Consider the following 24,128-nt stretch of genomic DNA (forward strand, 5'->3'; position numbering starts at 1 on the left):
CGGGCGGCCCCGCCGCATGTGCTGGCCCTCCGGAACGTCCCGTTTGTGCTGGCCCGTGCCCGGAGCAGCTTCCGGGCGCGGGTCATGGAGTCCACAACATGCGTCCAAGCTCCCCCCGTTTCCTTCCATCCCTGCTCCTGTTGGCGGCGGCTCCGACCTGGGCCGATTCTCCCGCATTCCTCAACAGCAACGACGTGGACAGCGTGCTGCCCGCGCCCAACCTGCCGGCCGAGGAATACCGGCCGCGGATTCCTGACGCGCAGTTGTCCGCACCGCGCCAGCAGCGTTTGCCAATGAGCCTGCCGATCGACCTGCGCAACGTGCAGATCGAAGGTGGCAGCGTCTATCCCTTCGAGGAGATCGCCGGGCTGTTCGAGCCGCTGATTGGCCGCAAGGTGGCCCTGCGCGAGCTGTTGGCCGTTACCGAAGACATCACAAGGCGCTACCAGGCGGACGGCTACGCGTTGTCCTATGCCTACGTTCCCGCTCAGAACCTGGACAGTGGCCAGGTCCGGGTAGTGTTGGTCGAGGGGTATATCAGTGCACACGAAGTGCGTGGCAAGGCTGGCCGTTCCCAGGCCTACATCGACCGACTGGCCGCCAAGCTGATCGGCGAGCGCCCGCTGCGCAAGGCATCCTTCGAGCGCTACACCACGCTGATGGCGCAAATCCCGGGTATGACCGTGCGCGCCAGTATCGCCCCGCCGAGCACCACCGACGGTGCGGTTACCCTGGTCACTGAGGCGGCACTGCGGCCGTTCGCCGCTTCAGCCAGCCTTGCCGACGACAGCCAGGACGACCTGCAGGCGGTGATCGGTGTGAGCAGCAACTCGCTGACCCGCGTGGGCGAGCAATTGAGCGTCAGCGTCCTGGCCCCGCCGGGCGAGGACAACGAGCGATACGCGCGCCTGGACTACAGCCAGTTCGTCGACGACGAAGGCACTCGCGTGCAGGCATTTGCCTCCACCTACCGTAGCGACCCAAAGGATCTGGTGGCGATCGGCGGTGCCAGCACCGAGCAGAGCCGTCGCAACGACCGCCTTTCCCTGGGGTTGAGCCATCCGTTTCTGGCCAGCCCACGGGAAACGCTCAACGGCACGGCGCGTCTGTACGCCGTCGAGGACAAACGTGACTACGCTCGGCTGTCGCCTCTGCCGGTGGTTCAGAAGGCCGTGGAGCTGGAAAGCCGGGTGCGGGTGCTGGCGCTGGAGGGTGATTGGCGCCAGGTCGATGCCGGACGCTTGCGTATGTTGAGTGCCGGTTTCTATCAGGGTATCGATGGACTGGGTGCCGAGAGTGAGGTGCGCGTGCTGGGCGACAAGGTGCGCAGCTACCACGACCTCGACTTCCAGCGTCTGCGTCTCTCTGGCCTGCAGAGCGACCAGCTGGGTGGGAACTGGCAGGGGGTGCTGTCCGGCGCCTTCTACTGGTCCGGCGATACCCTGCCGGAAAGCGAGCAGGTGTTGTTTGGCGACCGCAACTTCGGTCGCGGCTACCCGGACGACCAAGCGCGAGGCGACAAGGGCTGGGGCCTGGGCTATGAACTGAACCGCAGCTTCGCTTATGACGGCAACTGGCTGCGCCTGGTACAGCCATATGCAGCGCTGGATGCGGCGCGTGCCTGGTACAACCGCGACGGCGCTTCTTCCGAGCTGTCCTCGTTCGCCTTGGGGGTACGCATTGGTGACCGGCGGCACTACAACCTTGCGCTGGAAGCGGCCAGGCCGCTGGGCGACCGGGCGATCGACAGCGGGGACCGTGCGCCTCGAGTAGGCTTCACCCTGAGTTATTGGTTGTAGGTACTGTTTGCACCGCAGCGGACAAGCAGACGCATGGTCCGGAGGGCGGTTGGCTCAGTGCCCGGCTGTAGCTCCGATGGGGCCCTCCTTCTGCCGGGAAAGAGGGCTGTTCGGTACCCTCGTGGTCAGGCCATGGAGCGCACGCGAGGGCATGCAGCGGCCAACTCGCTGGAATGCCCGATCTTCATGACCATACGAAAAGAGCTATCGCACGACTGCGGCGCGTGGAGGGTTCAGCAATTGCTATCCGGGAACAAGCGCTGAAGAACCGTGAACAGGTGTTCGTAGTAGATGGGCTTGGGCAGGAAGTCGACGACGCCCAGGCGGAACAGGCCGATGACGTCGTGCATGTCGGCGTGGCCGGACATGCCGATGACCGGCAGGGTGGAGCCGCGAGGGCCGTTGCGCAGCCGCTGCAGGAGGCTCAGGCCGCTGGCGTCGGGCATGCGCAGGTCGCTGATGATCAAGGCGATATCGTCATGCTGTTCGAGCAATGCCAGCGCAGCCTCGACGCTAGGTGCGCACAGGCAATGAAAGCCGCAGCCGGTCAGCAGCTCGTCCAGTTCAGTGAGAAATTCCGCTTCGTCATCGACCAGCAGCAGTGTCGTCATGATGGGCTCATGAAATGAGCCAGGCGTGGCGAGGCGCCTGGCGAGCTCAAACTAGCGTGAATGCGTCGATATCGCTCAACCCAGTTTCAGCGCTTTCTGAATTCTGTCAAATACATCCGCGAGATTATCTCCGATCAGTCCAGCGCTAGTAATGATAGCCACTGCGATCAAGCCGGCGATGATTCCATATTCGATCGCCGATGCGCCTTCCTCGCGGCGCAGAAAAGTTTGAATTCTGTAATAAAGGGAAATGATCTTGCCTTGCATCTGAATGGTCCTTTTCGACGGAGGATGGTCTGCCCGGCATGTTATCCCTGAGTGCACTTTCCGCATATATAGATAAAGCATTAAGCATATTGTGCGATGGGCGTTGCCAATTACTTTGGGTCTAATTCGCTGCACCGTTGGGGATGACTGTTGGATACAGCGTTCCCGATTAGTTCGTGCGTCGGAGTTCCTTCGTCGCATCGATTTTCCGTTCGCTGTATCCCCTGCCAACATCCGTCGCCATCTTTCCGCTGAGCCGGGAAGTGGAGGGTGGGAGAGGGCGGATGTCGCCATTCACGGTCGTAAGGAGAACGCCGTCATGAGTAGTCGATTTACCCTGCTGCTGGCCGGCATCCTGCTGGTCGGTGCGCTCGTCGCGGGGTACTGGGGCGTGAGACTGTCGCGCCAGTCCGAACCGGCGCCACTCCAGCCCCAGTTGGAACCGCCTGCATTGGCGGATGTGACGCAAATACCTGAGCGCGTCGAGGCGCGCCTCAAGGAGGAGCGACGTAATTCCGTGGTGGTGCTGGCCCGCGATCTCAAGCCGCTGGTGCCCATCGTCGCTGAGGACTTGGCGGTCGAGCACTTGCGCATCGCCCCGCCGGGCAGCTTCGCCAGGGTCGAGGAGCTGCTCGGCCGTACCCTGTGGCGCGAGCTACCGGCCGGCAGCATGCTGAACGCGGCCTCCTTCGAGATGGGCGGGCCGCTGGCGCGAATGATCCGCCCGCAGGAGCGTGCCCTGGCCATTGCGGTAGACGACGTGGTAGGTGGCGGCGGCCACCTGGCGCCTGGCGACTACGTAGACGTGATGCTCTACCTACGCGAGAGCGAGAAGAACCGTGACCAGACGGCGCAGGTAGTGATCCCCGCTCTGCGCGTGCTCAGCTTCGGCGAGGCGCTTGGTGCCACCAATACCGGCGAGCCGGCCGTGAGAGCCGAGCATGAGGAGGACAAGGAGCAACGTGTGACGCGGCGCAAGGAGCCCGCGCGTACCGCGGTATTGGCCGTGCCCGAGCAGCTGTTGAGCCGTTTCCTGCTCGCTTCGCAGGTCGGCGTCCTGCGTCTGGCGGTACGTAGCGCCGATGAGCACTTGCTCGCCGACTACTATGCCGGCGCGCCCCTGGCGAGTGACGTCGAGGAGCTCAAGCGCCAGCTGTTCCAGTTCGAGAAGCTTGCCTTGCGCCAGGCACGCCAGCCGCAGAGCGGTCTGGTCCGTCCTCGGGCGATGGCAGTCCAGGTCTACCGCGGGACTGACGTGTCCCGGCAAACCCCCTGATTGGCAAGGATGCGGAAGATGAACCACGCAAGAAGAACCCTGTCCGCGACCCTGCTCGTGACATCGTTGGGCGGCTTCGCCGCCGCTTCGCTGCCGCTCTTTGCACGGGCCACCTGCGGCGATTTGCAGCCAGCTCCCGCGGTGCTGGAAGTCGCTCAGGGCATGCAACGCGAGCTGCGTTTCCCGGTGCCGATCCAACGCCTGGCGGTGGGCGACCCCGAAGTCGCCGACGTACGCTTGACCAATCGCAACGGCTTTTTACTGATCGGCCGCAAGGGCGGTGCGACCAACGTCAGCGTATGGACCACCTGCTCGCCTGAGCCGCGGCAAAGCATGGTTTTCGTGCAGGGCGTGGCGACCCACGCGGTGGCCCGGCCGGTGCTGCCGCAATACGATGAGCCGGAATTGCCCAGCCAGGTGCAGACCGATATCCGCTTCGTCGAGGTCAACCGCAGCAAGCTCAAGGAAGTCGGCATCAACATCTTCGGCACCCAGTCCAACAATTTTCTGTTCGGCTCGCCGGGTAGCACGCCCGACAGTGTACCGGTCGGTGGGGTCAATGGTATGACGCCGGGCGCTGCGCTGCCGCTGTCGCCGAATGGCTTCAACATCGTCTGGGGCGGCGGGAGCAGCAAGTTCCTCGGCGTACTCAATGCACTGGAGAACAGCGGCTTTGCTTATACCCTGGCACGCCCCAGCCTGGTGGCGCTGAGCGGTCAGAGCGCCAGCTTCCTGGCCGGCGGCGAGTTTCCGGTGCCGGTGCCGAGCAGCGGCAGCGACTCGGTGACCATCGATTACAAGGCATTCGGCGTGCGTCTGATCCTGACGCCGACGGTGGTCGCCCGCGAGCGCATCGCCCTGAAGGTGGCGCCGGAGGTCAGCGAGCTGGACTTCAACAATGGTGTGACGATCCAGGGCACCACTGTGCCCGCGTTGAACGTACGGCGTACCGATACCACGGTATCCCTGGCCGATGGCGAGAGCTTCGTCATCAGCGGCCTGATCAGCGCGCGCAACACCTCGGCGGTGGATAAGCTGCCGGGCCTCGGTGACCTGCCGGTGCTGGGCGCCTTCTTTCGCTCCTCGCGCATCGATCGCGAGGAACGTGAACTGCTGATGGTGGTCACGCCGCGCTTGGTACAGCCGCTGGCCGCCGACAGCCAGGTCCCGGAGCTGCCCGGCGAGAAGCTGCGCCAGTACGACCCGAGCGTGCTGGATCTGCTGCTGTTCGAGGATGGCAGCTTCGATCGCCGCAATGGCTTGTCGTGGTAAGGAGCGGGAGTTGAGCATGGAATACACTTTTCTCGCCGCCGCGCAGAACGTGGACGATGGTGTCTGGCTGCAGGAGACCCTGACCCCGTTGGGGCAGGTTCTGAAGTCCCCGGACCACCTGGAGGAACTGCTCGGATTGATCGAAGTGACCGGTGCCAGCCTGGTCTTCGTCGGCATCGACCGCGAGCGCATGGTGAGCCAGTGCGCACTGGTCGAGGGACTGCTGGAGGCACGGCCGATGCTGGCGGTGGTCGGCATCGGCGATGGCTTCGACAACCAGCTGGTGATCTCCGCCATGCGCGCTGGTGCCCGCGACTTCATTTCCTACGGCCTGCGCAGCAGCGAAGTACTGGGCCTGGTGCGACGCCTCATCCAGCGCCTGCCGCAATTGCCGGCGCATCGCGAGCAGGGCGGGCTGACTCTGCTCTACGGCGTGCAGCCGGACGCCGGCGCGGCGCTGGTGACCAGCCAGTTGGCGCTCGGCCTCCAGGCCCGTAGCCAGGATGTTCTGCTGGTCGACCTCGGTATGCTGGGCGGGGAAAGCTTGGATCTGCTGGGGGTCGAATCCACCTTCAGCTTCGGCGATGCCCTGCGTAACTTGCGGCGTCTGGATAGCGATCTGATTGACAGTGCTTTCTGCCGTCACCCTGGCGGCCTGCGCGTGCTGCCCTTGGGCGGTGGCGACGAGCCCCTGGCCGCCAGCACTTCGGCTGAACTCTACCTGTTGCTTGGCGCTCTGCGCCAGAGCTTCGCCCATGTGGTCCTGAACCTCTGCGGGCAGCCTGATAGCGATGCCCTGCGTACCTGCATCAACAACGCCCAGCGCCTGTACTGGTACGTCGACCAGGGGGTTTCTACCTGCCGGCGTAACCTTGACCAGTTGCAGGCTTGGCAGGGCAAGGGCATCAAGCTGGACGGGGCAGCATTGCTGGTGGATCGCTACATCCCCGGGGTGGCGCCCGATGCCACGACCCTGGCGCGTACTTTCGAGTTGCCGCTGGCCGCCAGCCTGCCGGGGTCGGCACCGCTGCGTCTGCGGGTGCTCAACCAAGGACGGCCATTGTCCCGCCTGGCGCCGCGCGATGCCCTGACCCGCGCCATCGAGCGGCTGGTCGAGCAAGGCGCGGGCACGCCCGTGCGCCGCTGGCTGCCGTATCTGCTGGGGCGGTTCGCATGAGCCGCGGCCGCTTGTTCGGCGCCGGCCAGACGTCTCTCGGCAACCGCAGCCTGAAGGCGGCGTTGCATCGCCACATCATCGACGCCCTCGAAGATGAGGGGCATAACTTGCTGGATGGCACCCGGCAGATGCTGGCACAGTTCGTCGCCGAGCGGGTCGGCGACTACGTACGCAACCGCCAATTGGCGGTGTCCCGCTACGAGATGGACCAGTTGGGCGAGGAACTGGTCGACGAACTGGTCGGCTTCGGCCCGCTGGAGGTGCTGCTGCGTGACGCCTCGGTGACCGAGATTCTGGTCAACGGCCCGCAACGGGTATTCGTCGAGCGTAACGGCGTGCTGCAGCACAGCGACCTGCGCTTCATGGACGAGCGCCATCTGCAGCGGGTGATCCAGCGTATCCTGGCGCCGGTCGGCCGGCGCCTCGACGAGTCCTCGCCAATGGTCGATGCGCGCATGCCCGATGGCAGCCGGGTCAATGCGGTGATCCCGCCGGTGGCCCTGGACGGCCCCTGCCTGTCGGTGCGCAAATTCCGCAAGGATATGCTCAAGAGCGCCGACCTGCTGGCCTCGCGCTCGCTGAGCAGGGAGATCCTCGAATTCCTCGACATGGCGGTAGCGCGGCGCTGCAACATCCTGGTCAGCGGTGGTACCGGGACCGGCAAGACGACCTTGCTCAACCTGCTCAGCCAGAACGTCTCCGCTCACGAGCGTATCGTCACCATCGAGGATACTGCCGAGCTGCAGCTCAAGCACGATCACGTGGTACGCCTGGAGACACGGCCGCCGAACGCTGATGGCCATGGTGAGGTGAGCGCCCGCGATCTGGTGCGCAACGCCCTGCGCATGCGCCCGGACCGCATCATCCTCGGCGAGATACGCGGTGCTGAAGTGCTCGACGTGCTGACGGCGATGAATACCGGTCACGACGGCTCGATGAGCACCGTGCATGCCAACAATGCGACCGACGCCCTGCTGCGTCTGGAGACGCTGGTGGGCCTGTCCGGGGTGCAGGTGGCAGAGCGCACCCTGCGTCAGACCGTCTGTGCGGCGATCGATCTGGTGATCCAGCTGACCCGTCTGGCCGACGGCCGCCGCTGCGTCAGTGAAGTCCTCGAAGTGGTTGGCCTGCGTGAGGGCCAGTACGTCACCAACACGCTGTTCCGTCTGGAGCGGCGCGGCAGCGGCGGCTTCCTGCGCGAGGCAGTGAATCCTGCCGGGGAAAAGCTGCGCAGCGATAGCTAGGGCCGCACAAGGAGGAACGCGAATGATGGCAGTGATGGGCTGGTGGCTCTGGTGAGCCTGGCAGCGGGAAGTATCCTGTTGCGCCGCGGCTGGCGCCAGGCACGCTCGGAGCAGGTGTTGCAGCGGCTGACCGACGCACAGCCGGCCGTGGCACGTGACGCAGGCCGGCAGCGGCTGGAGCGCGCGTTGCTGCGCGCCGGCCTGCAGGTGGATGGTCGCCGCCTGGGCGCTTGGTTGACGAGCTGGCTGGCAGGCCTGGTGCTAAGTGCCCTGCTCGGTGGCAACTGGCCGCTGTTGCTGGCGATGGCGCTGCTGCCGCCCCTGGTACTGCGCGCCTACCTGGCCTGGCGCTACCGGCAGCGGGTACGGCGGATGATCGAACAGTTGCCGCCGTTCCTCGATCATGTGATCCGCAGCCTGAAGTCCGGCCGCACTCTGGGCGACGGCGTCCTGCTGGCCATGCAGAATGCGGTCGAGCCACTGCACGCGGGCTTTGCCCGCAGCCGCCGCAATATCGAGCGGGGCATGCCGCTGGACGAGGCTCTGGACGACTTCGCCGAACTCTACGAGCAGGACGAATTCCGCATCCTCGCTCTCGGCGTGCGGGTCAACCAGCGCTACGGCGGCAACGCCAGCGAGCTGCTGGAGAATCTTATCGGCATGATCCGCGATCGCGAGCGGGCCGCCCGCCAGCTGCGGGCGATGACCGGCGAGACGCGCATCTCGGCGCTGGTTCTGGCCGGCCTACCGGTCTCCCTGGCTGCGTACATTTTCATCAGCACCCCGGCATTCCTGCTCGGCCTGTGGGCAGATGCTACCGGCAAGCTGGTGTTGTTGGCCGCCTTCGTACTGCAGGCCGCCGGCAGCTTCCTGCTGTGGCGCATGCAGAGGAGTGTCTGATGAACGGCCCGACGATTCTCAGCGTGGCACTGCTGCTGGCCGCCGCCGTGTTGCTGGTGAGCAATATCCTGCGTCAGCACTGGCACCGCCGCCAGGTGGTGGAGCGCCTGGGCGTGGGCGGCGTGGCGCGCGGTGCGCGGTTGTTGCACGAACTCGACAGCGGCTCTCTGGTCCGCCGCGCGCGCAGCCTGGACCCGGAGGTGCGCCAACTGCTCGACCGCTTGGGTTGGCGGCAGGCGCGTCAGCGCACCCTGTTCCTGGTCATCCAGTTCGGCCTGCCGCTGCTGCTGGCCGGCCTGGCCGTTCTTGCCGGGTGGCTGGCGCCTGGGGCGCAGCAGCATGCCTGGCTGGCGCCGCTGTTCGCCCTGGGCATCGGCTACCTGGTGCCCAAGCGGCTTCTGGCCCGGGCGGCCGCGGCGCGCCAGGCGCGTCTGGCCCTAGAGATTTCCACGGCCATCCCGCTGCTGCGCATCCTCTTCGAAGTCGGCATGACCGTCGAGCAGGCGTTGCGCGTGCTGGCCGCCGAGGGCCAGGGGATTCTTCCCGAATTGGCTGCCGAGCTGCAGCAGGCCCTGCAGCGGGTCGATGCCGGCCTCGAATTGGGCCAGGAGCTGCGCTATGTGGCTGCACTGGTCGATGTGGATGAGGTCACCGATTGCTTCGTGATCCTCGAGCAACTGATCCAGCAGGGGGGCGGCGCCATGGCTTCGCTGCTGACGATGAAGCGGCTGATCGACGATCGACGCATGAGCGCCTTGCAGGAAAAGGTCTCCAAGCTGTCGGCGAAGATGTCCGTGGTCATGATCACCTTTCTTTTTCCGGCCCTGCTGATCGTACTGGCAGGGCCGGGTTTCATAGCGATTATCCGGGCCTTGGGAGAAATAGGATGAGGCGATTGAGCGGTTTGCTGTTGGTCATCGGAACCTTGACCGGATGTGCGGGCGGGCCCTCGGGCTCGCCCTGGCTGATCGAGCGCATATCGTCGTCGCCTTCGACCTGCGCGCCGCTGACCCATGATCAGGAACTGGCCATTAACCTGTCCCAGGAGATGTTCGAGGGCGGTCGTCTGCATGCGGCGTTGGCCAACCTTGAACGGCTGCCGGGCGATTTGCCGGAGGCCCGCCTGCGCAAGGCGCGTATCCTGCGCCTGTTGGGCCGCAGCGAAGCGCAAGGGCTGTACCGCGGGTTGCTCGGCAGTTGCCTGACAGCCGAGGCCCATCACGGCTTGGGGCAGTTGGCCGCCAGTGCCAGGCGCTACGACGAAGCGCTGGAACACCTGCGTGGCGCCGTCAGCCTAGTGCCGACCGACGATGCCATGCGCAACGACCTCGGCGTGGTTTACCTGAACCTGCGCCAATTGCCGGAGGCCCACTTCGAGCTGGTCACTGCGCTGGAGCTGAACGAGCGCGACAACCGGGCGGCGGAGAACCTGCTGACCCTGTTGCTGTACCAGAATCGCTGGCCTCAGGCCAGCGAGTTGGTGAGTCGCCGCAAACTGACGCCGGCGCAGTTTCGCGAGGCCGAGCAGCGCGCGCTGCGCTTGCGCGAAGAGGATGCCCCGGGCGCCGCGAAGGGGCCCACCACCGTGGCGCCGGTCAAGCCGGCGACGGCCATGGCGCCGGCTCCGGTTGCCGTGCCGTCCAGGGCGGTGGCGAATGCCGAGGCACCACGGCCATCGGTCGTCCGCGTTGCGCAGCCGTCTTCCGCTGCGCTGCCTCCGGCCCGCAGCGGGGTGCAACAGGTACAGTCGGCCCCCGTACGCCAGGTGGTACCGATCACCGGTATCGAATAACCCGCCGGAATAGGTTTCGTGGTTCTGAATGAGGAGACAATGAAATGCTGAAACGAGCCATTGGGGGGGGCGTTCTGTTGTTGTCGCTGGGGGCGGCTGCTGACGAGGGTGGGAGGCTGGTTGCCGCTGTGCCGACGACGAGCGACGCCTGGCTGCAGCTGCAGCGCGAGGGTGGCGCGGCTTCCAGGCATCCACAGCAGGCGACGCCAGCCGAGCGTGAACTGGTCCTGCAGCGCTGGCTGGAGAGCTTCAAACATCCGATTCCGGAGTTCTTCGAAGAGGATGTCGGGGATAGCGTGCAGCGCTGAAGGTCAAGGCCGGGTGTATGAATAGCGGGTGTCCCCCGTGGCTCATAGATAGGGTTGGCTGGGTGACAAGGCCAACGCCAACTGGGTGCGATTGTGCATGTTGGTGATGCGCAGGATCTGCGAGACGTAGAGTTTGACCGTGTTCTCACGGATGCCCAGTGCGCAGGCGATCTGGTAGTTGGTCATGCCCCGGGAGATCAGTTGTAACACCTCGAACTGGCGGCGCGACAGCTTGTTGGCCAGCGAGTCGGCGGGCTGTCGGGCCAGCATATGGGCTTCCGGGGCCTGTGCCGGCAATTGCTGGAACTTGTGGATGTCCAGGCAGAGCTCCTCCAGCGACGAGGTGAGGTTTTGCAGGCGCTGGCTGAGGTTGCCCAGATGTTGCTCGCGGTTCCGCTTGTCGAGCCGGCTAGCGAGCCGTTCGACGCCAGCGAGCAGGTCGGCGAGGTGCAGCGGTTTCTGATAGTAGTCGGCAAAGCCGGTGCGCATGGCTTGGATAACGTCCTGCTTGTCAGACTGCCCGGTGAACAGGATGGCTTCGAAAGAGCGATGCCCGCCGGCCTGTTCGTGCAGGGTTTGCACCAGCTGGATGCCATTGATGCCCGGCATGTAGAGGTCAGTCAGGACGATAGAGATCGCGGGGTCGCCATGGAAGCGCTCGAAGGCTTCCTGCGATGATCCCGCGCCGACGCAACTGTGACCATGCTCGCAGAAGAACTCACAAAGTTCTTCGACGATAAAAGGCTCGTTGTCAATAATGAGGATTTTATGTATTGCCGTGTTATTCATGTTGGGACCTATTCCGTTCTTAATGAGGGCAAGGCTGAGTTGAGGATGTTGTTCTAAGACAGTACTTGTTTTTTTTGGTGATTATACGGAAGCAGTAATCCCATGTTGATATTGGTCAATGCTTTTCTGGGTTGCTAGCCGAAAGTGTTAATTCTTTAGTTATACAAGCAACGCAGTCGCACCCAGAAAACCCACTAGCAGAAACGGTATGTAAGGGAGCCGCTGGATGTTTTCCGGCGCGAAATGCGCCAGGTTCGTGCGGGTGGCTGCAGGCAGGTACCGCCATAGACGGGCTGCCGCCAAGCCCCAGACCACAAGGGCTAGGCCGGCACCAACGACACTGAACAGCAGATGCATGAGGTCGCTGGCCAGGCCGAGCACGGCCAGCAGTTTGACGTCGCCGGCACCCATCTGGCCCCGGCGATATCCGGGCACGCCCAGCAGCAGGCCGGCCAGCAGGGCCATCATGGCTTGGTTCCAGGATGCGCCGGTCAATGTCTGACTGGACAGCAGCAGGACCAGCAGTGCACCGATCAGGCCGATACCGACGAGCAGGTTGGGGACACGCCGAAATCGAGCATCGATAGCGGCGCATAGCAATATCCAGGCAATCAGAAGTATTTGCAGCATTACCCTTCTCCGGGTCACTAAAAACGACGGCCTATCATAGGTAACTGGTGTTTTCGATGAAGACTTTTAATTCTAGGGAATAGCGGCAGTTTCGTCTTTCTGGTTCTCGAGGATTTGAAGTTCTGGGCAGGGATATGAACAACCAGTTGAATCAATTCGGTATAAGTCAAAAATCGGGCGCCATTAATTGTGTGATGGATGTATCAATTTGGCAGGGCCTTTATATCGAGCTGGATACAGCGTGCAGAGTGCGTGATTGCAAGGGCGCGTTGGCGGCACGGCTGGATGATGCGGTGAATACTGCGGGCATCGAACTCGCTCATTTGCTGGCCGAGCCACCCGCCTGGGCCGCCGAGGACTTTCCGATACTGGAGGGCCAGGCGCTCGACCTGGCTTTCAGGGGAAGAGCCGGTACCCGCCTGCACACCCGGGGCTGGCTGGAGCGGTTGCCTGGTGGCTGGTCGCTGTGGCTGCTGGATGTGAGCGATCAGGTCGAGCGCGCCAGGGCTCAGGAAAGGCGCCTGCGGCTGCTGGATCATGGCGCTGAGCTGGGACGACGCTTGCGATTGGCGCGTAATACCGACCGGGATACGCTGCTGGACGAGTTCCTCGAAGGCTTGGTCCTGCGCCTGGCCATCCCCGGCGCGGGGGTGCTGGTAGCCCAGGCGGATCGGCGCTGGCGGCTGGCTCGCCGGTTCGTGCAACCGAGAGCGCCGGCTTTCCCCGATGAGCGCGCACTGCAGCGACTGCCGGGCCTGGTCGATAACGCGCCGCGAAGCGTGCGACTGGATGCCACCGGCGACCTCTGGCTGGTGCCCCATGGCGGGCGCGACGGCGTCGAGGCGTATCTGGTGTGTCATGCCGGGACGGCCGAGACCAGTGACTTGACCCGCGAAGACTGGATGCGACTGGTGGACGGCGTGGTTGCACCCTGGCTCCAGCACCTACGCGACGAGACCCGCAGGGAGGAAGACGAGCGCAATGCGTGCCTGCAGGACATGCTCGGCAGCGGCTGGTGGGAATACTGCTCGCAGACCGGCCGCTACCTGCTCGGGCCCTGCCTGGGGGATGCGTTGGGGGTGGCCGGGGAGTCGGAGGTGGATTGGCCTGCTCTGGTGCACCCGGCGGACCGCGACGAATTCCGTGTTCGCCTAGCCGACGTTGCAGCCGCAGGCGGGCAGTTCGTGCAGGCCCTGCGTCTGTCCGTGGCGGGGAGCTGGCGCTGGTTCCGGCTTAGCGCCCGGGCGCAGCGGCAGCGGGTCATCGGTTTCGCCGTCGACATTGACGATATCAAGGCGAACGAAGCGGTTGCGGCGGCAGCCACCGCGCGCTTGGAGAGTCTGGTAGACAGCGCCCCGGCCATCATTTACGTGCAGCATTGCGAGGAGGGCGTGCTGCGGCCGGAATTTTTCAGCGCGAGTCTCGAGGTCGTGCTGGGCTGGACGCTGGCCGAGCTGTGCGAACGCTCGCTGCTGTCATTGGTACATGAGGACGACCGGGACATCTTCCTGAAGCGCACGCGCCGGCTACTACGTGAGGGCAAGGCGAGCTGTCACTATCGCATGCGTGATCGCCACGGCGGCTATCACTGGATACTCGACGAGGCCAAGATGCTGCGTGACGACTACGGACGGCCACTGGAAGCGGTCGGGCTGTATCTCGACGTGACCGAGGCGCGCGAGGCGGCTGAGCGGGTCCGGCAGAGCGAGGAGCGCTACCGCCTGCTAGTGGAGGACTCGCCCAGTATGATCTGCCGTTACCGCCCAGACCTGTCCCTGAGTTTCGCCAACCGTCCGCTGCTGGACTACCTGGGCTGCCCGCCGGAGCTGGTCGGCAGTCTGAGCCTGGTGGACTATTTATCTGACGAGCAGTGCGAGGCATTTCGCCGGCGCATTGCTGCGCTGACTCCGGAACAACCGCTGTGCACTGCGGAGATCCGTGTGCAATTGCCGGGACATGAGCACGCCTGGTGGCTATGGGCGGAGCGTGGGGTCTTCGACTGCGCGGGGCGGCTCGTCGAGATTCAGGCGGTCGGTCGCGACGACACGGAGCTGCACCGTTCCCGCCAGCAACTGCACCAGAGTGCGAAGATGGCCACTCTGGGAACCATGGCCACGGGTATTGCCCACGAGATCAGTCAGCCGCTCAACGTGATGCGGGCGGCGCTGATGAATCTGCTCAAGCGCGTGGAGAACGGTGGGCTGACCGATGAGTACCTGGCGGCCAAGCTCGAACGCATCGAGGGGCAGGTCCAGCGTGCCGCGCGGATCGTCAATCACATGCGCGGCTTCGGCCGGCGTTCCGAGATCGAATGGCAACGCTTCCGGCCACGGGCGGCCATCGAGGGGGCTGTCGCTCTGATATGCGAGGATATGCAACAGCAGGGTATCCGGCTGGAGTTGGAGCTGGCTGAACTACCGGAGGTCTGCGGCCACGCTGACCAACTGGAGCAAGTACTGATCAATCTGCTGGTCAACGCACGAGATGCCTTGCTGGAGCGCAAAGCGCGCGAGCCGACGCTGCAGCCGTGGGTCCGGCTGGGCGCCGGGGCACGGGAGGGGCGGGTTCGGGTCGAGGTGCAGGACAATGCCGGTGGCATCGAGCCGGAGCTGTTGGAGCGGGTGTTCGATCCGTTCTTCACCACCAAACCGGTGGGACAGGGCACAGGCCTCGGGCTGTCCGTGAGCTACGGCATCATTCGCCAGATGGGGGGGGAGCTGACGGCGCGCAACGAGTCGTCGGGCGCCTGCTTCAGCGTCGATCTGCCGGCTGGCTAGTGGGCAGCAGTCCATTTCGACGTTCATGGCCCGATACCGCGTTGCGGTCTTCGCTGTAGCCCTGTGGTTCGTCGCGTCTTGGGAACCCAGGACCGTTCGGTGGTTTTAATCCGCTAACCGCACAGGCCGCTAGATGAGCGTTTGGTGAACCTGGCACACCATCCCGATGGACGGCTGGAATCTCCAGGCGCGGGGCAAGGTCTCTGTGACAGGCTCATTGCTTCGAGACGCTCGATGAAGACCTTGTCCCGCCACCTGGCCGAAACCTTCACCTCACAGTACCGCACGCGCGTCGAGCCGCAGGCGGACGGCCGCCTGGTGGTCCATGTCGGCTACCCGATCAACGGCACCGAGGCGACACGGGTCATGGCTGGGCACCAGGTGCAGAACACCCTGCTGGTGGAGACCATTCTCGAAGATATGCGCAACGAGCTGGCCCGCCCGCACTAGGCGCTGCCCCTTGTTGGAGCAGGCCCTGCCTGCGAACGACACCACATCCGTTCCATGGCCATGGCACAGGATGTCTTTTGCAGGAGCCTGGGGGACGCCGAGTCCTTGCGGGCGATCGGCGCGCAACGCCGATGCTCGCCGGCAAGCCGGCTTTCTGTAAGAGCGGGCCATGCCCGCGATTCGCGCGCATGGCCACGCTCCTACAGGAACCTGCCCCCCTGTTTGCTGCGCGACAGCGTTGCTGCTTGGTCCCGCCTCAATGTCCCGCCGGCAGGCGGATCGTGACCCGCAGCCCGCCCAGCGGGCTGTCGTCCAGTGTCCATTCGCCGCGCCAGGCCGCGACGATGTCGTCGACGATGCCCAGCCCGAGGCCATGGCCTTGCGCCGACTCGTCCAGGCGGGCGCCGCGGGCGAGAACCTTCTCGCGCTGCGCCGGCGCGATGCCCGGGCCGTCGTCCTCGACGCGCAGCCGATAGCCGCCGTCGGCCTGCTCGATGGTCAGCACGACCTTGCTCCGGGCCCATTTGCAGGCGTTGTCCAGCAGGTTGCCGAGCAGCTCCAGCATGTCCTCGCGGTCGCGCGGCAGGCGGCAGCTGGGCGGCGCCTGCCAGCGCAGGTCGAGGTCCTGGCGGTGGATCATCGCCAGCGTTTCGAACAGTGCCGGCAGTTCCGCGTCGCAGTCGAAGTGCGCGCCGGGCAGCACGTCCGCGGCCAGCCGGGCGCGGCCGAGCTCGCGGCTGACGCGCTGCTGGATCTGCGCCAGCTGCTCCTGCAGGCCCGCCTGCAGCTCCGGATAGGCGGCCAGCTCCTCGCGCCGGGTCAGGCTGCCGAGTACCGCCAGGGGTGTCTTCAGCGCATGGCCGAGGTTGCCCAGCGCGTGGCGCGAGCGTTGCAGGGTGTCTTCGGTATGCGCCAGCAGGTGGTTGATCTGCGCCACCAGCGGCTGCAATTCCAGCGGCGCCTGGCTGTCGAGCTGCTGGCGCTGGCCCTGCTGCAGTTGCGCGATCTGCTGGCGGATGCGCTCCAGCGGGCGCAGCGCCAGGGCCATGGCGTAGCGCTGCACCAGCAGGAACACCAGCAGCGCCACGCCGACCAGGCCCAGGCCGCTCAGACGCACCCGGGCGAAGCTGTCGAGCACTGGCGTATAGTCCTGCGCGACGCTGATGACGATGGGCTGGCCTTCGCGCCGGTACTGCGCGCGATAGCTCAGCAGACGCTGCCGTTGCGGGCCGTCCAGCAGTTCGCTGGCCAGGCCGGGCGCCTGCGGCCATTGCGGCGTGGCGTCCCAGAGCGAGCGCGAGCGCCAGGTGCGGTCGGGTAGCTGGATCTGGAAATAGTGGCCGGAAAAGGCCCGCTGGTAGCGCGGGCTGAGCCGCTGGGTATCCAGCTGCACGCCGTCGGGGCCGTTGACCACGGCGATCAGCAGACCCTCGGCTTCTTCGCGCAGGTCGGCCTCCAGGCTGCGCTTGAGGCCCGCTTCGAACAGCCAGAGGCTGGTCTGCACCAGCAGCAGGGCGACCACCAGCAGCGCCGCGACCAGCCCTAGGGCGAGGCTGCGCTGGATGGATCTCACGGCTGGTTGCCGAAGCGATAGCCCTGGCCGCGGCGGGTTTCTATCAGTTCGCGACCGAGCTTGCCGCGCAGGCGGTTGACATGCACCTCGATGACGTTGGAGTCGCGCTCGGTCTCGCCGTCGTAGAGGTGTTCGGCCAGCTGGGTCTTCGACAGCAGCTGGCCGGGATGCAGCATGAAGTAGCGCAGCAGGCGGAATTCGCCGGCGGTCAGTGCGATTTCCTCGCCGTTCTTGCGGCAGCTCTGGCGGCCCTCGTCCAGCTCCAGCCCGCCGGCGCGCAGTAGCGGCTGGTTGGCCAGGCCATGGGCGCGGCGCAGCAGGGCCTGGATGCGCAGCAGCAATTCCTCGGGATGGAAGGGTTTGGTCAGGTAGTCGTCGGCGCCGGCCTTGAGCCCCTCGATGCGCTCGGCCCAGGAGCCGCGGGCGGTGAGGATCAGCACCGGTGCCGTCAGCCCGCGCGCGCGCCAGTCGCGCAGCACCTCGAGCCCCGGTTTGCCGGGCAGGCCGAGGTCGAGCACGATGAGGTCGTAGGGCTCGCTGGTGCCTGGTAGTCGGCGTCGCGGCCGTCGGCCAGCCAGTCGATGGCATAGCCGTGGCGACCGAGGCTGGCGGCCAGTTCGTCGGCCAGAGGCACGTTGTCTTCGACCAGCAGCAGGCGCATTCAGTCTTCCTCATCCTTGAGCAGGCGGCCGTCGCGGGCATCGAGTTCCAGCTCGCGGGCGACGCCCTCGGTGGTGAGCAGTTCGATCTCGTAGACGTAGATGCCGTCCTCCTCCTCCAGCTCCGCTTCCAGCAGGCGTGCGCCCGGATAGCGTTCCAGGGCGTGTTGCAGCAGGTTTTCCAGCGGCATGATGAGGCCCTCGCGGCGCAGCCGCAGGGCTTCGTCCTGGTCCAGGTCGCGGCTCGCCACCGGGGTGGCGGCGAGCAGCAGGGCCAGTGTCAGGGAAAGGGAGGCGCGCATCGCTGGCATCAGTCGTCCTGTTGGTCCTTCAGCACTTCGCCGGTCTTGGCGTCGAGCTCCAGGTCCCATTGCACACCTTTGGCGTCGCGCAATTCAAGCTGGTAGACGTAACGGCCGTATTCTTCCTCCAGCTCGGTTTCCTCGACGGTGGCGCCGGGGTGCTTGGCCAGGGCCGCTTCGTTGAGTTTCTCGAAGGACAGGATGGTGCCGGCGTCGCGCAGGCGCAGGGCCTCGTCCGGGCCGAGGTCCTTGGCCAGTGCCAGGTTGGCGCCGAAGGCGAGGGTGGCGGCGGTCAGTACGGTTGCGAGGGTTTTCATGGTGGGTTACCTGTGGTTGGTTTCGACGCTGCACAGGTTACGGCCATGGGCTTACGCGAAGCTGAACGCCCCGCGTCGCCGAGACAGGCATCCCTCGCTCGCGTGCGACGGCCGCCGCCGCGCATCGTCAGCTTCCGGCGCCACAGGCGACTAGTCGTGGCAGCAACCGCCGGTATCCGAGCTGGGGCGCCCGTTCGGCATGACGCCGCCGCCGCTGCCGTAGCGGTCGTGATGGCGCACCCAGTCGGTGAGGTCGTGGTTCGGGCCGTTCTCGTTGCGGCCGTGGGGCGTCATGTCCAGCAGCACATAGGTGCCGAGCAGCTCTTCCGCGCCGCGCCCATAGGCGGAGAAGGTGTGGAAGATGTCGCCCTGCTCGTCGCGCAGGAACACGCTGAACCCCGACAGCTCCTCGCAGACGAAGGGCTGCCAGACATAGTTGTAGAAGACCTTGCCAGCGACGATGTCGTCGGGCTCGAAGGACACGTGAAAGTCGCGGTTGAAACTGCTGCCGGCCGACGACAGCCAGCGGAAGTGCCAGCCATGCGCCGGCGGAACGCCTCCAGCCTGTCGAACGGAGCCCGCGAGATGGCGGCGAAGCTGACGTCGTGGTGCTCCAGGTGCACCAGCGCGCCCTGGATGTGATCCGCCTCGAACGAGCAGCCGACGCAGCCCTCGGTCCAGTCCGGGCCGAACATGAAGTGCTTGATGATCAGTTGGCTGCGCCCGGCGAACAGCTCGCCGAGGCGAGCCGGGCCACTGGCGTCGTGGAAGATGTAGTCCTGTTCGATGCGGCGCCAGGGCAGCTGGCGGCGCTTGGCATGGAGGGCGTCGCGCTGGTGGGTGAGCTGCTTCTCCTCGAGCAGATGGGCGCTGTGGGCGGCCAGCCAGTCCTGTTCGGATACGACCTTGTGCGTGCTCATGGGAACCTCCGGTGGCGTGAGTTCGCAAACCTGCTGCGGCCCATCGCGCGGCAGGGCTCCTGAGTATGTATCGAATGGCGCCGGGCGGAATCGACACCTGGCCATGCGATTCGCCCGGGCGTACGGTTGAACTTCCCGCCGGTTGCCGGGCTCGTAATCCCATGAGCCGCAACGGCGGCTCGACCCGTTCGTTCGCAGAAGGAAAGACGAGATGTACAACAAACCCCTGACCGCCGCGTTCGCCGTTGCCATCCTGGGTTCCGCTGCCGCCTTCGCGGCGGACAGGCCCGGTGCCGACTGGATCACTCTCGAGCAGGCCGTGGAAAAGGCCAAGGCTGCCGGCTACACCGAGCTGCACGGCATCGAGGCCGACAACGATGGCTGGGAAGGCGAGGGCCTGAAGCAGGACGGCAAGAAGTACGAGTTCCGGATCGACGGCCGGACCGGCGAAGTCACCAAGGACAAGGAAGACTGACCGCGCCTTTCCCATGCAGGGCGTTCGTCCGCCCTGCCGCCGGGGAGGCCAGCCAAGCGCATAGCGGTTATCATCGCCGGCCCCGCCCGTCGCCATCTTCGCACCATGCCCGCTTCGAACTCCCGCCCCAGCACCGTGCACCTGCCTCCAGGCGACTGGCGCACCGTGCTCGATTGCCTGTGCGATCGTTTCCCGGCCATCGACCGCATGACCTGGCTCGACCGCATGGCCCGCGGCCGGGTGCTGGATGCCGAGCGGCGGCCGATCACTGCGCAGCATCCCTATCGGCCCGGGTTGCGCATCCACTACTTCCGTGAGGTGCCGAACGAGACGCCGGTGCCGTTCGAGGAACGCATCCTCCATGTCGACGACCATCTGGTGGTGGTCGACAAGCCGCATTTCCTCGCGGTGATGCCCGCCGGCGAGTACGTCGAGGAAACGCTGCTGGCCCGCCTGGGCAAGCGCCTGGGCAACCCCGACCTGGTGCCGATCCACCGCATCGACCGGCTCACCGCCGGGCTGGTGCTGTTCTCCAGCAACCGCGAAAGCCGCGGCGCCTACCAGGCGCTGTTTCGCCGGCGCGAGATCCACAAGCGCTACGAAGCGATCTGCCCGGCGCTGCCGCAGCTCGATTTCCCGCTGCGCCGGCGTCTGCGCATGGTCGCCGGCGAGCCGTTCTTCCTGATGCGCGAAGGCGCGGGCGAGCCTAACAGCGAGACGCTGATCGAGGTGCTCGAACGCCGGGGCGAGCTCTGGCGCTACGGGCTGTCGCCGATCAGCGGCCGCAAGCACCAGTTGCGCCTGCACATGGCCTCGCTCGGCGCCGGCATCTGCAACGACCCGTTCTACCCGCGGCTGCTCGAACGTGACGAGCGCGACACGGACGACTACGCGCGGCCGCTCAAGCTGCTGGCGCGCGGCCTGCGTTTTCGCGATCCGTTGAGCGGGGAACCACGCGCATTCGACAGCACGCTGCAACTGCAGTGGTAGGCGGCTGTGGCCATGGCTATCGTAGGCGCCGCTTGCGGGCGATTCGCCGCGACGCCGATGATCGCCGGCAAGGACTCGGCGTCCCCCGGGCTCCTGCGGGTTGGCTGTGCACGTGACCTGAGGCGACAGGGCGGCTAGGCAGGGCGGATTTCAGCCCTCCACGCACATCCGTGCAGGCCACGCGCGTGCATTGACTGTGTCAACGCAGCAGCGGGCGCAGCGCCTCGGCCAGCTGCGTTGCCATGTACACCGCGTTGCTTTCGTGGGCGATGCAGTCGGTGCTCCAGATCTGGCCGACGCCGGCCGCGCGGATCACCTCGAGCGCATCGCCGGCGAACAGCGCATGGGTCACCGCCACGTCCACCGAGGCCGCGCCGGCCGCCAGCAGCTTCTGCGCGGCCTGGGCCAGGGTGCGACCGGAGCTGGCGACATCGTCCAGCAGCACCACGCGGCGCCCGGCAAAATCCAGCGCCGGCAGCGCGATCTCGACCCGATGATCGCCGTGGCGCACCTTGCTGCATACGCCATGTTCGAAACCGTGCGCCGCGGCGGCGGCCTCGATCCACTGCCTGGCTTCGGCGTCCGGGCCGAGCAGCAGCGCGTCGGGATGGCGTTCGGCGATCAGCCGGGCCAGCGCCGGCGCCGCGCAAAGGGCCACCGCCGCGGCCAGCGGCACCGCTTCGTGCAGGGTGGCGACGCGATGCAGGTGCGGATCGACGGTGATCAAGCCGTCGAACTGGCTGGCGAGGAGCTGGCCGATCACCCGCTGGCTGACCACCTCGCCGGGATTGAAGGCGATGTCCTGGCGCATGTAGGCCAGGTACGGCGCGACCAGGATCAGCCGCCGGGCGCCCAGGCGCCGCGCCTCGCCGGCCACCAGCAGCAGCTCGACGAGCTTCTCGTTGGGGTGGTCGAGGCCGCGGTAGAGCACCAGTTGCCCGGCCAGCGCCTCGCCCTCGGCCAGCGGCAGGCGCAGGCGCAGCTCGTCATCGGGAAAACGGTGGCGCTCGACCATGGCGGCCGGCAGGCCGCAGGCCTCGGCCAGGCGCAGGGCGGCGTCGCGTTCGTCGGCGAAATACAGCAGCAGGCTGTGCATCAGAACTCCACGTAGACGGTCGGAAGCTGGTCGGCATGGCCGAGGCTGAAGCCGCTGGCGCGCTCGCTGGCCTGGCGGGCGAAGGCGAGGTCGGCGGGGAAGTCCGCGTAGACGCGATACAGGCAGTCGCCGGCCTGCACGGGCTCGCCGAGCTTGCGCAGCAGGTCGACGCCGGCGCCCTGGACCTTGGGCGCGCCGGCCAGCCGGGCGATGCGCGCCAGCTGCAGGTTGTCGATGCCGGTGACCATCGCATCGCGGTCGGCCAGCACGTCGAAACTGAGCTTGGCCAGCGGCGGCTGGTTGTGGTCGAAGACCTTGCCGCCCTGGGCCTCGATGATCGAATGCATCTTCTTCAGCGCCCGGCCGGATTCGAGGATGTCGCGGGCGATGGCATAGCCGTCGCCGCCGCGCACGTCGGGATCGAACTCGAGCATGCGGCCGGCCAGGCGCAGCGCCTTCTGCCGCAGGTCGTTGGGCGCGCGCGGGTCGTTCTGCAGTACGCGCATCACGTCGCGCGCCTCCAGCACCGGGCCGATGCCGGCGCCGATGGGCTGGCGGCCGTCGGTGATCACCACGTCCAGGGTCAGCCCCAGGCGCGAGGCGACGAACTCGAACAGCTTGCGCAGGCGCTGCGCCTCGGCCATCGAGCGCACCTTGGCGGTGGGGCCGATGGGAATGTCCAGCAGCAGGTGGGTGGAGCCGGCGGCGATCTTCTTCGACAGGATCGAGGCGACCATCTGTCCCGGCGAGTCGATCGACAGCGGCCGCTCCACCGCGATCAGCACGTCGTCGGCCGGCGACAGCTCGCTGGTGCCGCCCCAGACCAGGCAGCCGCGCTCGTCGCGGACCATCTCGCAGAGGCGCTCGAATGGCAGCTGGACGTTGGCCAGCACCTCCATGGTGTCGGCGGTGCCGGCCGGCGAGGTGATCGCCCGCGAGCTGGTCTTCGGGCAGAGCATGCCGTGGGCGGCGACGATCGGCACCACCAGCATCGAGGTGCGGTTGCCGGGAATGCCGCCGATGCAGTGCTTGTCCACCACCGGGTGCTCATGCCAGTCGAGGCGGCGGCCGACCCGGGCCATGGCGTCGGTGAGGAAGTACACCTCCTCGCGGTCCAGTTCGCCCTGGTTGCAGGCGACGACGAAGGCGGTCAGCTCGATCTTCGAATAGCGGTGCTCGGCGATGTCGCGCACGATGGCCTGGAAGTCTTCGCGGAGCAGGCGTTCGCCGGCGATCTTGCGGTGCAGCGCCGGGATGGAGGCGGCCGGCTCGGCCTGGGCGATCGCGGCGGGCACGCCGGCCTCGGCGCCGAGCTGGGCGAAGGCGTCCTCGGACAAGCCCAGCTCGGTGATACCGACGATGGCCGGGTCGTCCACCAGGTTGAGGCTGGCCAGGATGCGCTTGCCGTTGACGCGGATCTCCACCTTGGCCAGCGCCTGGAAACCCTCGGCGCGGCAGGCGGCGCAGTCGCGGTGCAGGTAGGCGACGTTTTCGCGGTAGGTGTCGATGGCGACCCGGCGCAGGGCCAGGTGCACGGGGGCTTTGCCGCTGGTCGGTGTGTCGCTGGCAATCGTGGTCATGCGGGCGGTTTCGCTGGGGGATGGCAACAAGACCCTATCCCCAGCACGTTGCGCTTGCCAAGCGGCCGCGCGTCTTTTGTCCGGCCGCTTTGTCGCAGGTCAGCAAAAGCCGCTGGCGGGCTACTGTGCGACCCAGCCGCCGTCCATGTTCCAGGCCGCGCCGCGTACCTGGTCGCCGGCCTCGCTGCAGAGGAACAGCGCCAGTGCGCCCAGTTGCGCCGGGGTGACGAAATCCAGCGACGGCTGCTTCTCGGCCAGCAGGTCGTGGCGGGCGCGCTGCACGTCGCCATCCTGGCGGGCGCGCTCGTCGATCTGCTGCTGCACCAGCGGCGTCAACACCCAGCCCGGGCAGATGGCGTTGCAGGTGATCGGCGTGGTGGCGGTCTCCAGCGCCACCACCTTGGTCAGCCCGACCAGCCCGTGCTTGGCGGCGACATAGGCGGACTTCTGCGCCGAGCCGACCAGCCCGTGGGCCGAGGCGACGTTGATGATCCGCCCCCAGCCTCGCCGGCGCATGCCCGGCAGCGCCAGGCGCGTGGTGTGGAACGCCGAGCTGAGGTTGATGGCGATGATCATGTCCCAGCGCTCGACGGGAAATTGCTCCACCGGCGCCACATGCTGGATGCCGGCGTTGTTGACCAGGATATCGACGCCGCCGAACGTCTCTTCGGCGTAGGCGAACAGCTCGCCGATCTGCTGTGCGCTGGCCATGTCCGCCGGGTGGTGGTGCACCTTGCCGCCGTGCCTGGCCACCTCGGCCACCGCCGCAGCGCTGTCGCCGAAGCCGTTGAGCAGCAGGTCGGCGCCGGCCTCGGCCAGCTTCAGCGCGATGCCGAGGCCGATGCCACTGGTGGAGCCGGTGACCAGCGCGGTCTTGCCTTTGAGATTCATGAGGGGGTCTCCCGCTTCGAGGTCGTTGTTTTG

General features: G+C 66.4%; 23 protein-coding genes and 2 pseudogenes. 13 read left to right on the forward strand and 12 right to left on the reverse strand.

The genetic code is table 11. The annotated features are described in order from the left end of the window. Positions 1-98: 98 nt before the first annotated feature. Positions 99-1,799: a ShlB/FhaC/HecB family hemolysin secretion/activation protein gene (locus tag BAY1663_RS08740; protein ID WP_037039590.1), complete on the forward strand. Its 1,701-nt coding sequence runs from the start codon at positions 99-101 to the stop codon at positions 1,797-1,799. Positions 1,800-2,032: 233 nt separating this feature from the next. On the opposite strand, the gene BAY1663_RS08745 is transcribed toward BAY1663_RS08740, so the two are convergent. Beyond that, on the reverse strand, positions 2,033-2,410 hold the full coding sequence (locus BAY1663_RS08745; protein WP_037039593.1) for a response regulator: 378 nt from the start codon (positions 2,408-2,410) through the stop codon (positions 2,033-2,035). 75 nt (positions 2,411-2,485) lie between these two features. After that, on the reverse strand, positions 2,486-2,677 hold the full coding sequence (locus BAY1663_RS08750) for a Flp family type IVb pilin (protein WP_037039596.1): 192 nt from the start codon (positions 2,675-2,677) through the stop codon (positions 2,486-2,488). A gap of 319 nt (positions 2,678-2,996) precedes the next feature. On the opposite strand from BAY1663_RS08750, the gene cpaB reads away from it, so the two are divergent. Genes cpaB through BAY1663_RS08790 form a run of 8 tightly spaced genes read left to right on the forward strand, consistent with a single transcriptional unit; the run spans position 2,997 to position 10,646 of the window. Further along, the gene (gene cpaB / locus BAY1663_RS08755) at positions 2,997-3,953 is read left to right on the forward strand and encodes a Flp pilus assembly protein CpaB (RefSeq protein ID WP_037039599.1); all 957 of its coding nucleotides are present in this window, start codon (positions 2,997-2,999) and stop codon (positions 3,951-3,953) included. 18 nt (positions 3,954-3,971) lie between these two features. After that, positions 3,972-5,225, forward strand: a complete 1,254-nt coding sequence (locus BAY1663_RS08760; protein ID WP_037039601.1) for a type II and III secretion system protein family protein — start codon at positions 3,972-3,974, stop codon at positions 5,223-5,225. A gap of 16 nt (positions 5,226-5,241) precedes the next feature. Further along, positions 5,242-6,402: a pilus assembly protein gene (locus tag BAY1663_RS08765; RefSeq protein ID WP_128576179.1), complete on the forward strand. Its 1,161-nt coding sequence runs from the start codon at positions 5,242-5,244 to the stop codon at positions 6,400-6,402. Continuing rightward, positions 6,399-7,646, forward strand: a complete 1,248-nt coding sequence (locus BAY1663_RS08770) for a CpaF family protein (RefSeq protein ID WP_037039605.1) — start codon at positions 6,399-6,401, stop codon at positions 7,644-7,646. Before BAY1663_RS08765 ends, BAY1663_RS08770 begins: the two co-directional genes overlap by 4 nt. 51 nt (positions 7,647-7,697) lie before the next feature. Continuing rightward, positions 7,698-8,546: a type II secretion system F family protein gene (locus BAY1663_RS08775; RefSeq protein WP_256206627.1), complete on the forward strand. Its 849-nt coding sequence runs from the start codon at positions 7,698-7,700 to the stop codon at positions 8,544-8,546. Next, entirely contained in the window at positions 8,546-9,436 is an 891-nt protein-coding gene (locus tag BAY1663_RS08780) for a type II secretion system F family protein (protein ID WP_037039611.1), read from the forward strand. The genes BAY1663_RS08775 and BAY1663_RS08780 overlap by 1 nt, the downstream gene beginning before the upstream one ends. Positions 9,437-9,441: 5 nt before the next feature. Beyond that, positions 9,442-10,338, forward strand: coding sequence for a tetratricopeptide repeat protein (locus BAY1663_RS08785; RefSeq protein WP_256206628.1), 897 nt, complete (start codon positions 9,442-9,444; stop codon positions 10,336-10,338). A 44-nt stretch (positions 10,339-10,382) separates the two neighbouring features. Further along, positions 10,383-10,646 (forward strand): DUF3613 domain-containing protein, encoded by a 264-nt coding sequence (locus BAY1663_RS08790; RefSeq protein ID WP_037039612.1) that lies wholly within the window; start codon positions 10,383-10,385, stop codon positions 10,644-10,646. A 42-nt stretch (positions 10,647-10,688) separates the two neighbouring features. Here BAY1663_RS08790 and BAY1663_RS08795 read toward each other — a convergent pair whose 3' ends face one another. After that, positions 10,689-11,435, reverse strand: coding sequence for a response regulator transcription factor (locus BAY1663_RS08795; RefSeq protein WP_037039613.1), 747 nt, complete (start codon positions 11,433-11,435; stop codon positions 10,689-10,691). Between the two features lie 159 nt (positions 11,436-11,594). Then, positions 11,595-12,065 (reverse strand): prepilin peptidase, encoded by a 471-nt coding sequence (locus tag BAY1663_RS08800; RefSeq protein ID WP_037039614.1) that lies wholly within the window; start codon positions 12,063-12,065, stop codon positions 11,595-11,597. A gap of 134 nt (positions 12,066-12,199) precedes the next feature. Here BAY1663_RS08800 and BAY1663_RS08805 point away from each other — a divergent pair, with 134 nt between their 5' ends. Together BAY1663_RS08805 and BAY1663_RS08810 are read left to right on the forward strand one after the other, a co-directional pair. Next, positions 12,200-14,842, forward strand: coding sequence for a PAS domain-containing protein (locus BAY1663_RS08805; protein WP_256206629.1), 2,643 nt, complete (start codon positions 12,200-12,202; stop codon positions 14,840-14,842). A gap of 234 nt (positions 14,843-15,076) precedes the next feature. Beyond that, positions 15,077-15,292, forward strand: coding sequence for a hypothetical protein (locus BAY1663_RS08810; protein WP_037039617.1), 216 nt, complete (start codon positions 15,077-15,079; stop codon positions 15,290-15,292). 256 nt (positions 15,293-15,548) lie between these two features. Here BAY1663_RS08810 and BAY1663_RS08815 read toward each other — a convergent pair whose 3' ends face one another. The 5 genes and pseudogenes from BAY1663_RS08815 to BAY1663_RS08835 form a co-directional block, all read right to left on the reverse strand. Then, the gene (locus BAY1663_RS08815; RefSeq protein ID WP_037039618.1) at positions 15,549-16,865 is read right to left on the reverse strand and encodes a sensor histidine kinase; all 1,317 of its coding nucleotides are present in this window, start codon (positions 16,863-16,865) and stop codon (positions 15,549-15,551) included. Further along, positions 16,862-17,526 (reverse strand): annotated as a pseudogene (locus BAY1663_RS08820) (response regulator transcription factor). Before BAY1663_RS08820 ends, BAY1663_RS08815 begins: the two are co-directional and overlap by 4 nt. Continuing rightward, positions 17,527-17,826 (reverse strand): PepSY domain-containing protein, encoded by a 300-nt coding sequence (locus BAY1663_RS08825; RefSeq protein WP_037039654.1) that lies wholly within the window; start codon positions 17,824-17,826, stop codon positions 17,527-17,529. Positions 17,827-17,834: 8 nt separating this feature from the next. Beyond that, on the reverse strand, positions 17,835-18,143 hold the full coding sequence (locus BAY1663_RS08830; RefSeq protein WP_037039619.1) for a PepSY domain-containing protein: 309 nt from the start codon (positions 18,141-18,143) through the stop codon (positions 17,835-17,837). A 150-nt stretch (positions 18,144-18,293) separates the two neighbouring features. Further along, positions 18,294-19,063, reverse strand: a pseudogene (locus tag BAY1663_RS08835) (DUF899 domain-containing protein). Between the two features lie 211 nt (positions 19,064-19,274). Between BAY1663_RS08835 and BAY1663_RS08840 the strand changes: the two are divergent. Together BAY1663_RS08840 and BAY1663_RS08845 are read left to right on the forward strand one after the other, a co-directional pair. After that, the gene (locus tag BAY1663_RS08840; protein WP_037039621.1) at positions 19,275-19,538 is read left to right on the forward strand and encodes a PepSY domain-containing protein; all 264 of its coding nucleotides are present in this window, start codon (positions 19,275-19,277) and stop codon (positions 19,536-19,538) included. Between the two features lie 105 nt (positions 19,539-19,643). Continuing rightward, positions 19,644-20,528 carry a pseudouridine synthase gene (locus tag BAY1663_RS08845; RefSeq protein ID WP_051497100.1) on the forward strand — a complete coding sequence of 295 codons (885 nt, stop codon included), beginning with the start codon at positions 19,644-19,646 and terminating at the stop codon, positions 20,526-20,528. Between the two features lie 199 nt (positions 20,529-20,727). On the opposite strand, the gene BAY1663_RS08850 is transcribed toward BAY1663_RS08845, so the two are convergent. From BAY1663_RS08850 to BAY1663_RS08860, 3 genes are all read right to left on the reverse strand, one after another. Continuing rightward, a complete protein-coding gene (locus BAY1663_RS08850) occupies positions 20,728-21,624 on the reverse strand; it encodes a ribose-phosphate diphosphokinase (protein WP_037039625.1) in 897 nt (298 codons plus the stop codon). Beyond that, positions 21,624-23,204, reverse strand: coding sequence for a thymidine phosphorylase family protein (locus BAY1663_RS08855; protein WP_037039630.1), 1,581 nt, complete (start codon positions 23,202-23,204; stop codon positions 21,624-21,626). The genes BAY1663_RS08850 and BAY1663_RS08855 overlap by 1 nt, the downstream gene beginning before the upstream one ends. 120 nt (positions 23,205-23,324) lie before the next feature. Continuing rightward, the gene (locus BAY1663_RS08860; RefSeq protein ID WP_037039633.1) at positions 23,325-24,095 is read right to left on the reverse strand and encodes a 3-hydroxybutyrate dehydrogenase; all 771 of its coding nucleotides are present in this window, start codon (positions 24,093-24,095) and stop codon (positions 23,325-23,327) included. Between the last annotated feature and the right edge of the window lie 33 nt (positions 24,096-24,128).

Source organism: Pseudomonas sp. BAY1663 (genome assembly GCF_000582595.1).
GTDB classification, from domain to species: Bacteria; Pseudomonadota; Gammaproteobacteria; order Pseudomonadales; family Pseudomonadaceae; genus Stutzerimonas; species Stutzerimonas stutzeri_AF.

Coding starts and splice junctions, on each gene's coding strand:
- BAY1663_RS08740 (WP_037039590.1), top strand. CDS start 99: ATGCGTCCAAGCTCCCCCCGTTTCCTTCCATCCCTGCTCCTGTTGGCG.
- BAY1663_RS08745 (WP_037039593.1), bottom strand. CDS start 2,410: ATGACGACACTGCTGCTGGTCGATGACGAAGCGGAATTTCTCACTGAA.
- BAY1663_RS08750 (WP_037039596.1), bottom strand. CDS start 2,677: ATGCAAGGCAAGATCATTTCCCTTTATTACAGAATTCAAACTTTTCTG.
- cpaB (WP_037039599.1), top strand. CDS start 2,997: ATGAGTAGTCGATTTACCCTGCTGCTGGCCGGCATCCTGCTGGTCGGT.
- BAY1663_RS08760 (WP_037039601.1), top strand. CDS start 3,972: ATGAACCACGCAAGAAGAACCCTGTCCGCGACCCTGCTCGTGACATCG.
- BAY1663_RS08765 (WP_128576179.1), top strand. CDS start 5,242: ATGGAATACACTTTTCTCGCCGCCGCGCAGAACGTGGACGATGGTGTC.
- BAY1663_RS08770 (WP_037039605.1), top strand. CDS start 6,399: ATGAGCCGCGGCCGCTTGTTCGGCGCCGGCCAGACGTCTCTCGGCAAC.
- BAY1663_RS08780 (WP_037039611.1), top strand. CDS start 8,546: ATGAACGGCCCGACGATTCTCAGCGTGGCACTGCTGCTGGCCGCCGCC.
- BAY1663_RS08790 (WP_037039612.1), top strand. CDS start 10,383: ATGCTGAAACGAGCCATTGGGGGGGGCGTTCTGTTGTTGTCGCTGGGG.
- BAY1663_RS08795 (WP_037039613.1), bottom strand. CDS start 11,435: ATGAATAACACGGCAATACATAAAATCCTCATTATTGACAACGAGCCT.
- BAY1663_RS08800 (WP_037039614.1), bottom strand. CDS start 12,065: ATGCTGCAAATACTTCTGATTGCCTGGATATTGCTATGCGCCGCTATC.
- BAY1663_RS08805 (WP_256206629.1), top strand. CDS start 12,200: ATGAACAACCAGTTGAATCAATTCGGTATAAGTCAAAAATCGGGCGCC.
- BAY1663_RS08810 (WP_037039617.1), top strand. CDS start 15,077: ATGAAGACCTTGTCCCGCCACCTGGCCGAAACCTTCACCTCACAGTAC.
- BAY1663_RS08825 (WP_037039654.1), bottom strand. CDS start 17,826: ATGCGCGCCTCCCTTTCCCTGACACTGGCCCTGCTGCTCGCCGCCACC.
- BAY1663_RS08830 (WP_037039619.1), bottom strand. CDS start 18,143: ATGAAAACCCTCGCAACCGTACTGACCGCCGCCACCCTCGCCTTCGGC.
- BAY1663_RS08840 (WP_037039621.1), top strand. CDS start 19,275: ATGTACAACAAACCCCTGACCGCCGCGTTCGCCGTTGCCATCCTGGGT.
- BAY1663_RS08845 (WP_051497100.1), top strand. CDS start 19,644: ATGCCCGCTTCGAACTCCCGCCCCAGCACCGTGCACCTGCCTCCAGGC.
- BAY1663_RS08850 (WP_037039625.1), bottom strand. CDS start 21,624: ATGCACAGCCTGCTGCTGTATTTCGCCGACGAACGCGACGCCGCCCTG.
- BAY1663_RS08855 (WP_037039630.1), bottom strand. CDS start 23,204: ATGACCACGATTGCCAGCGACACACCGACCAGCGGCAAAGCCCCCGTG.
- BAY1663_RS08860 (WP_037039633.1), bottom strand. CDS start 24,095: ATGAATCTCAAAGGCAAGACCGCGCTGGTCACCGGCTCCACCAGTGGC.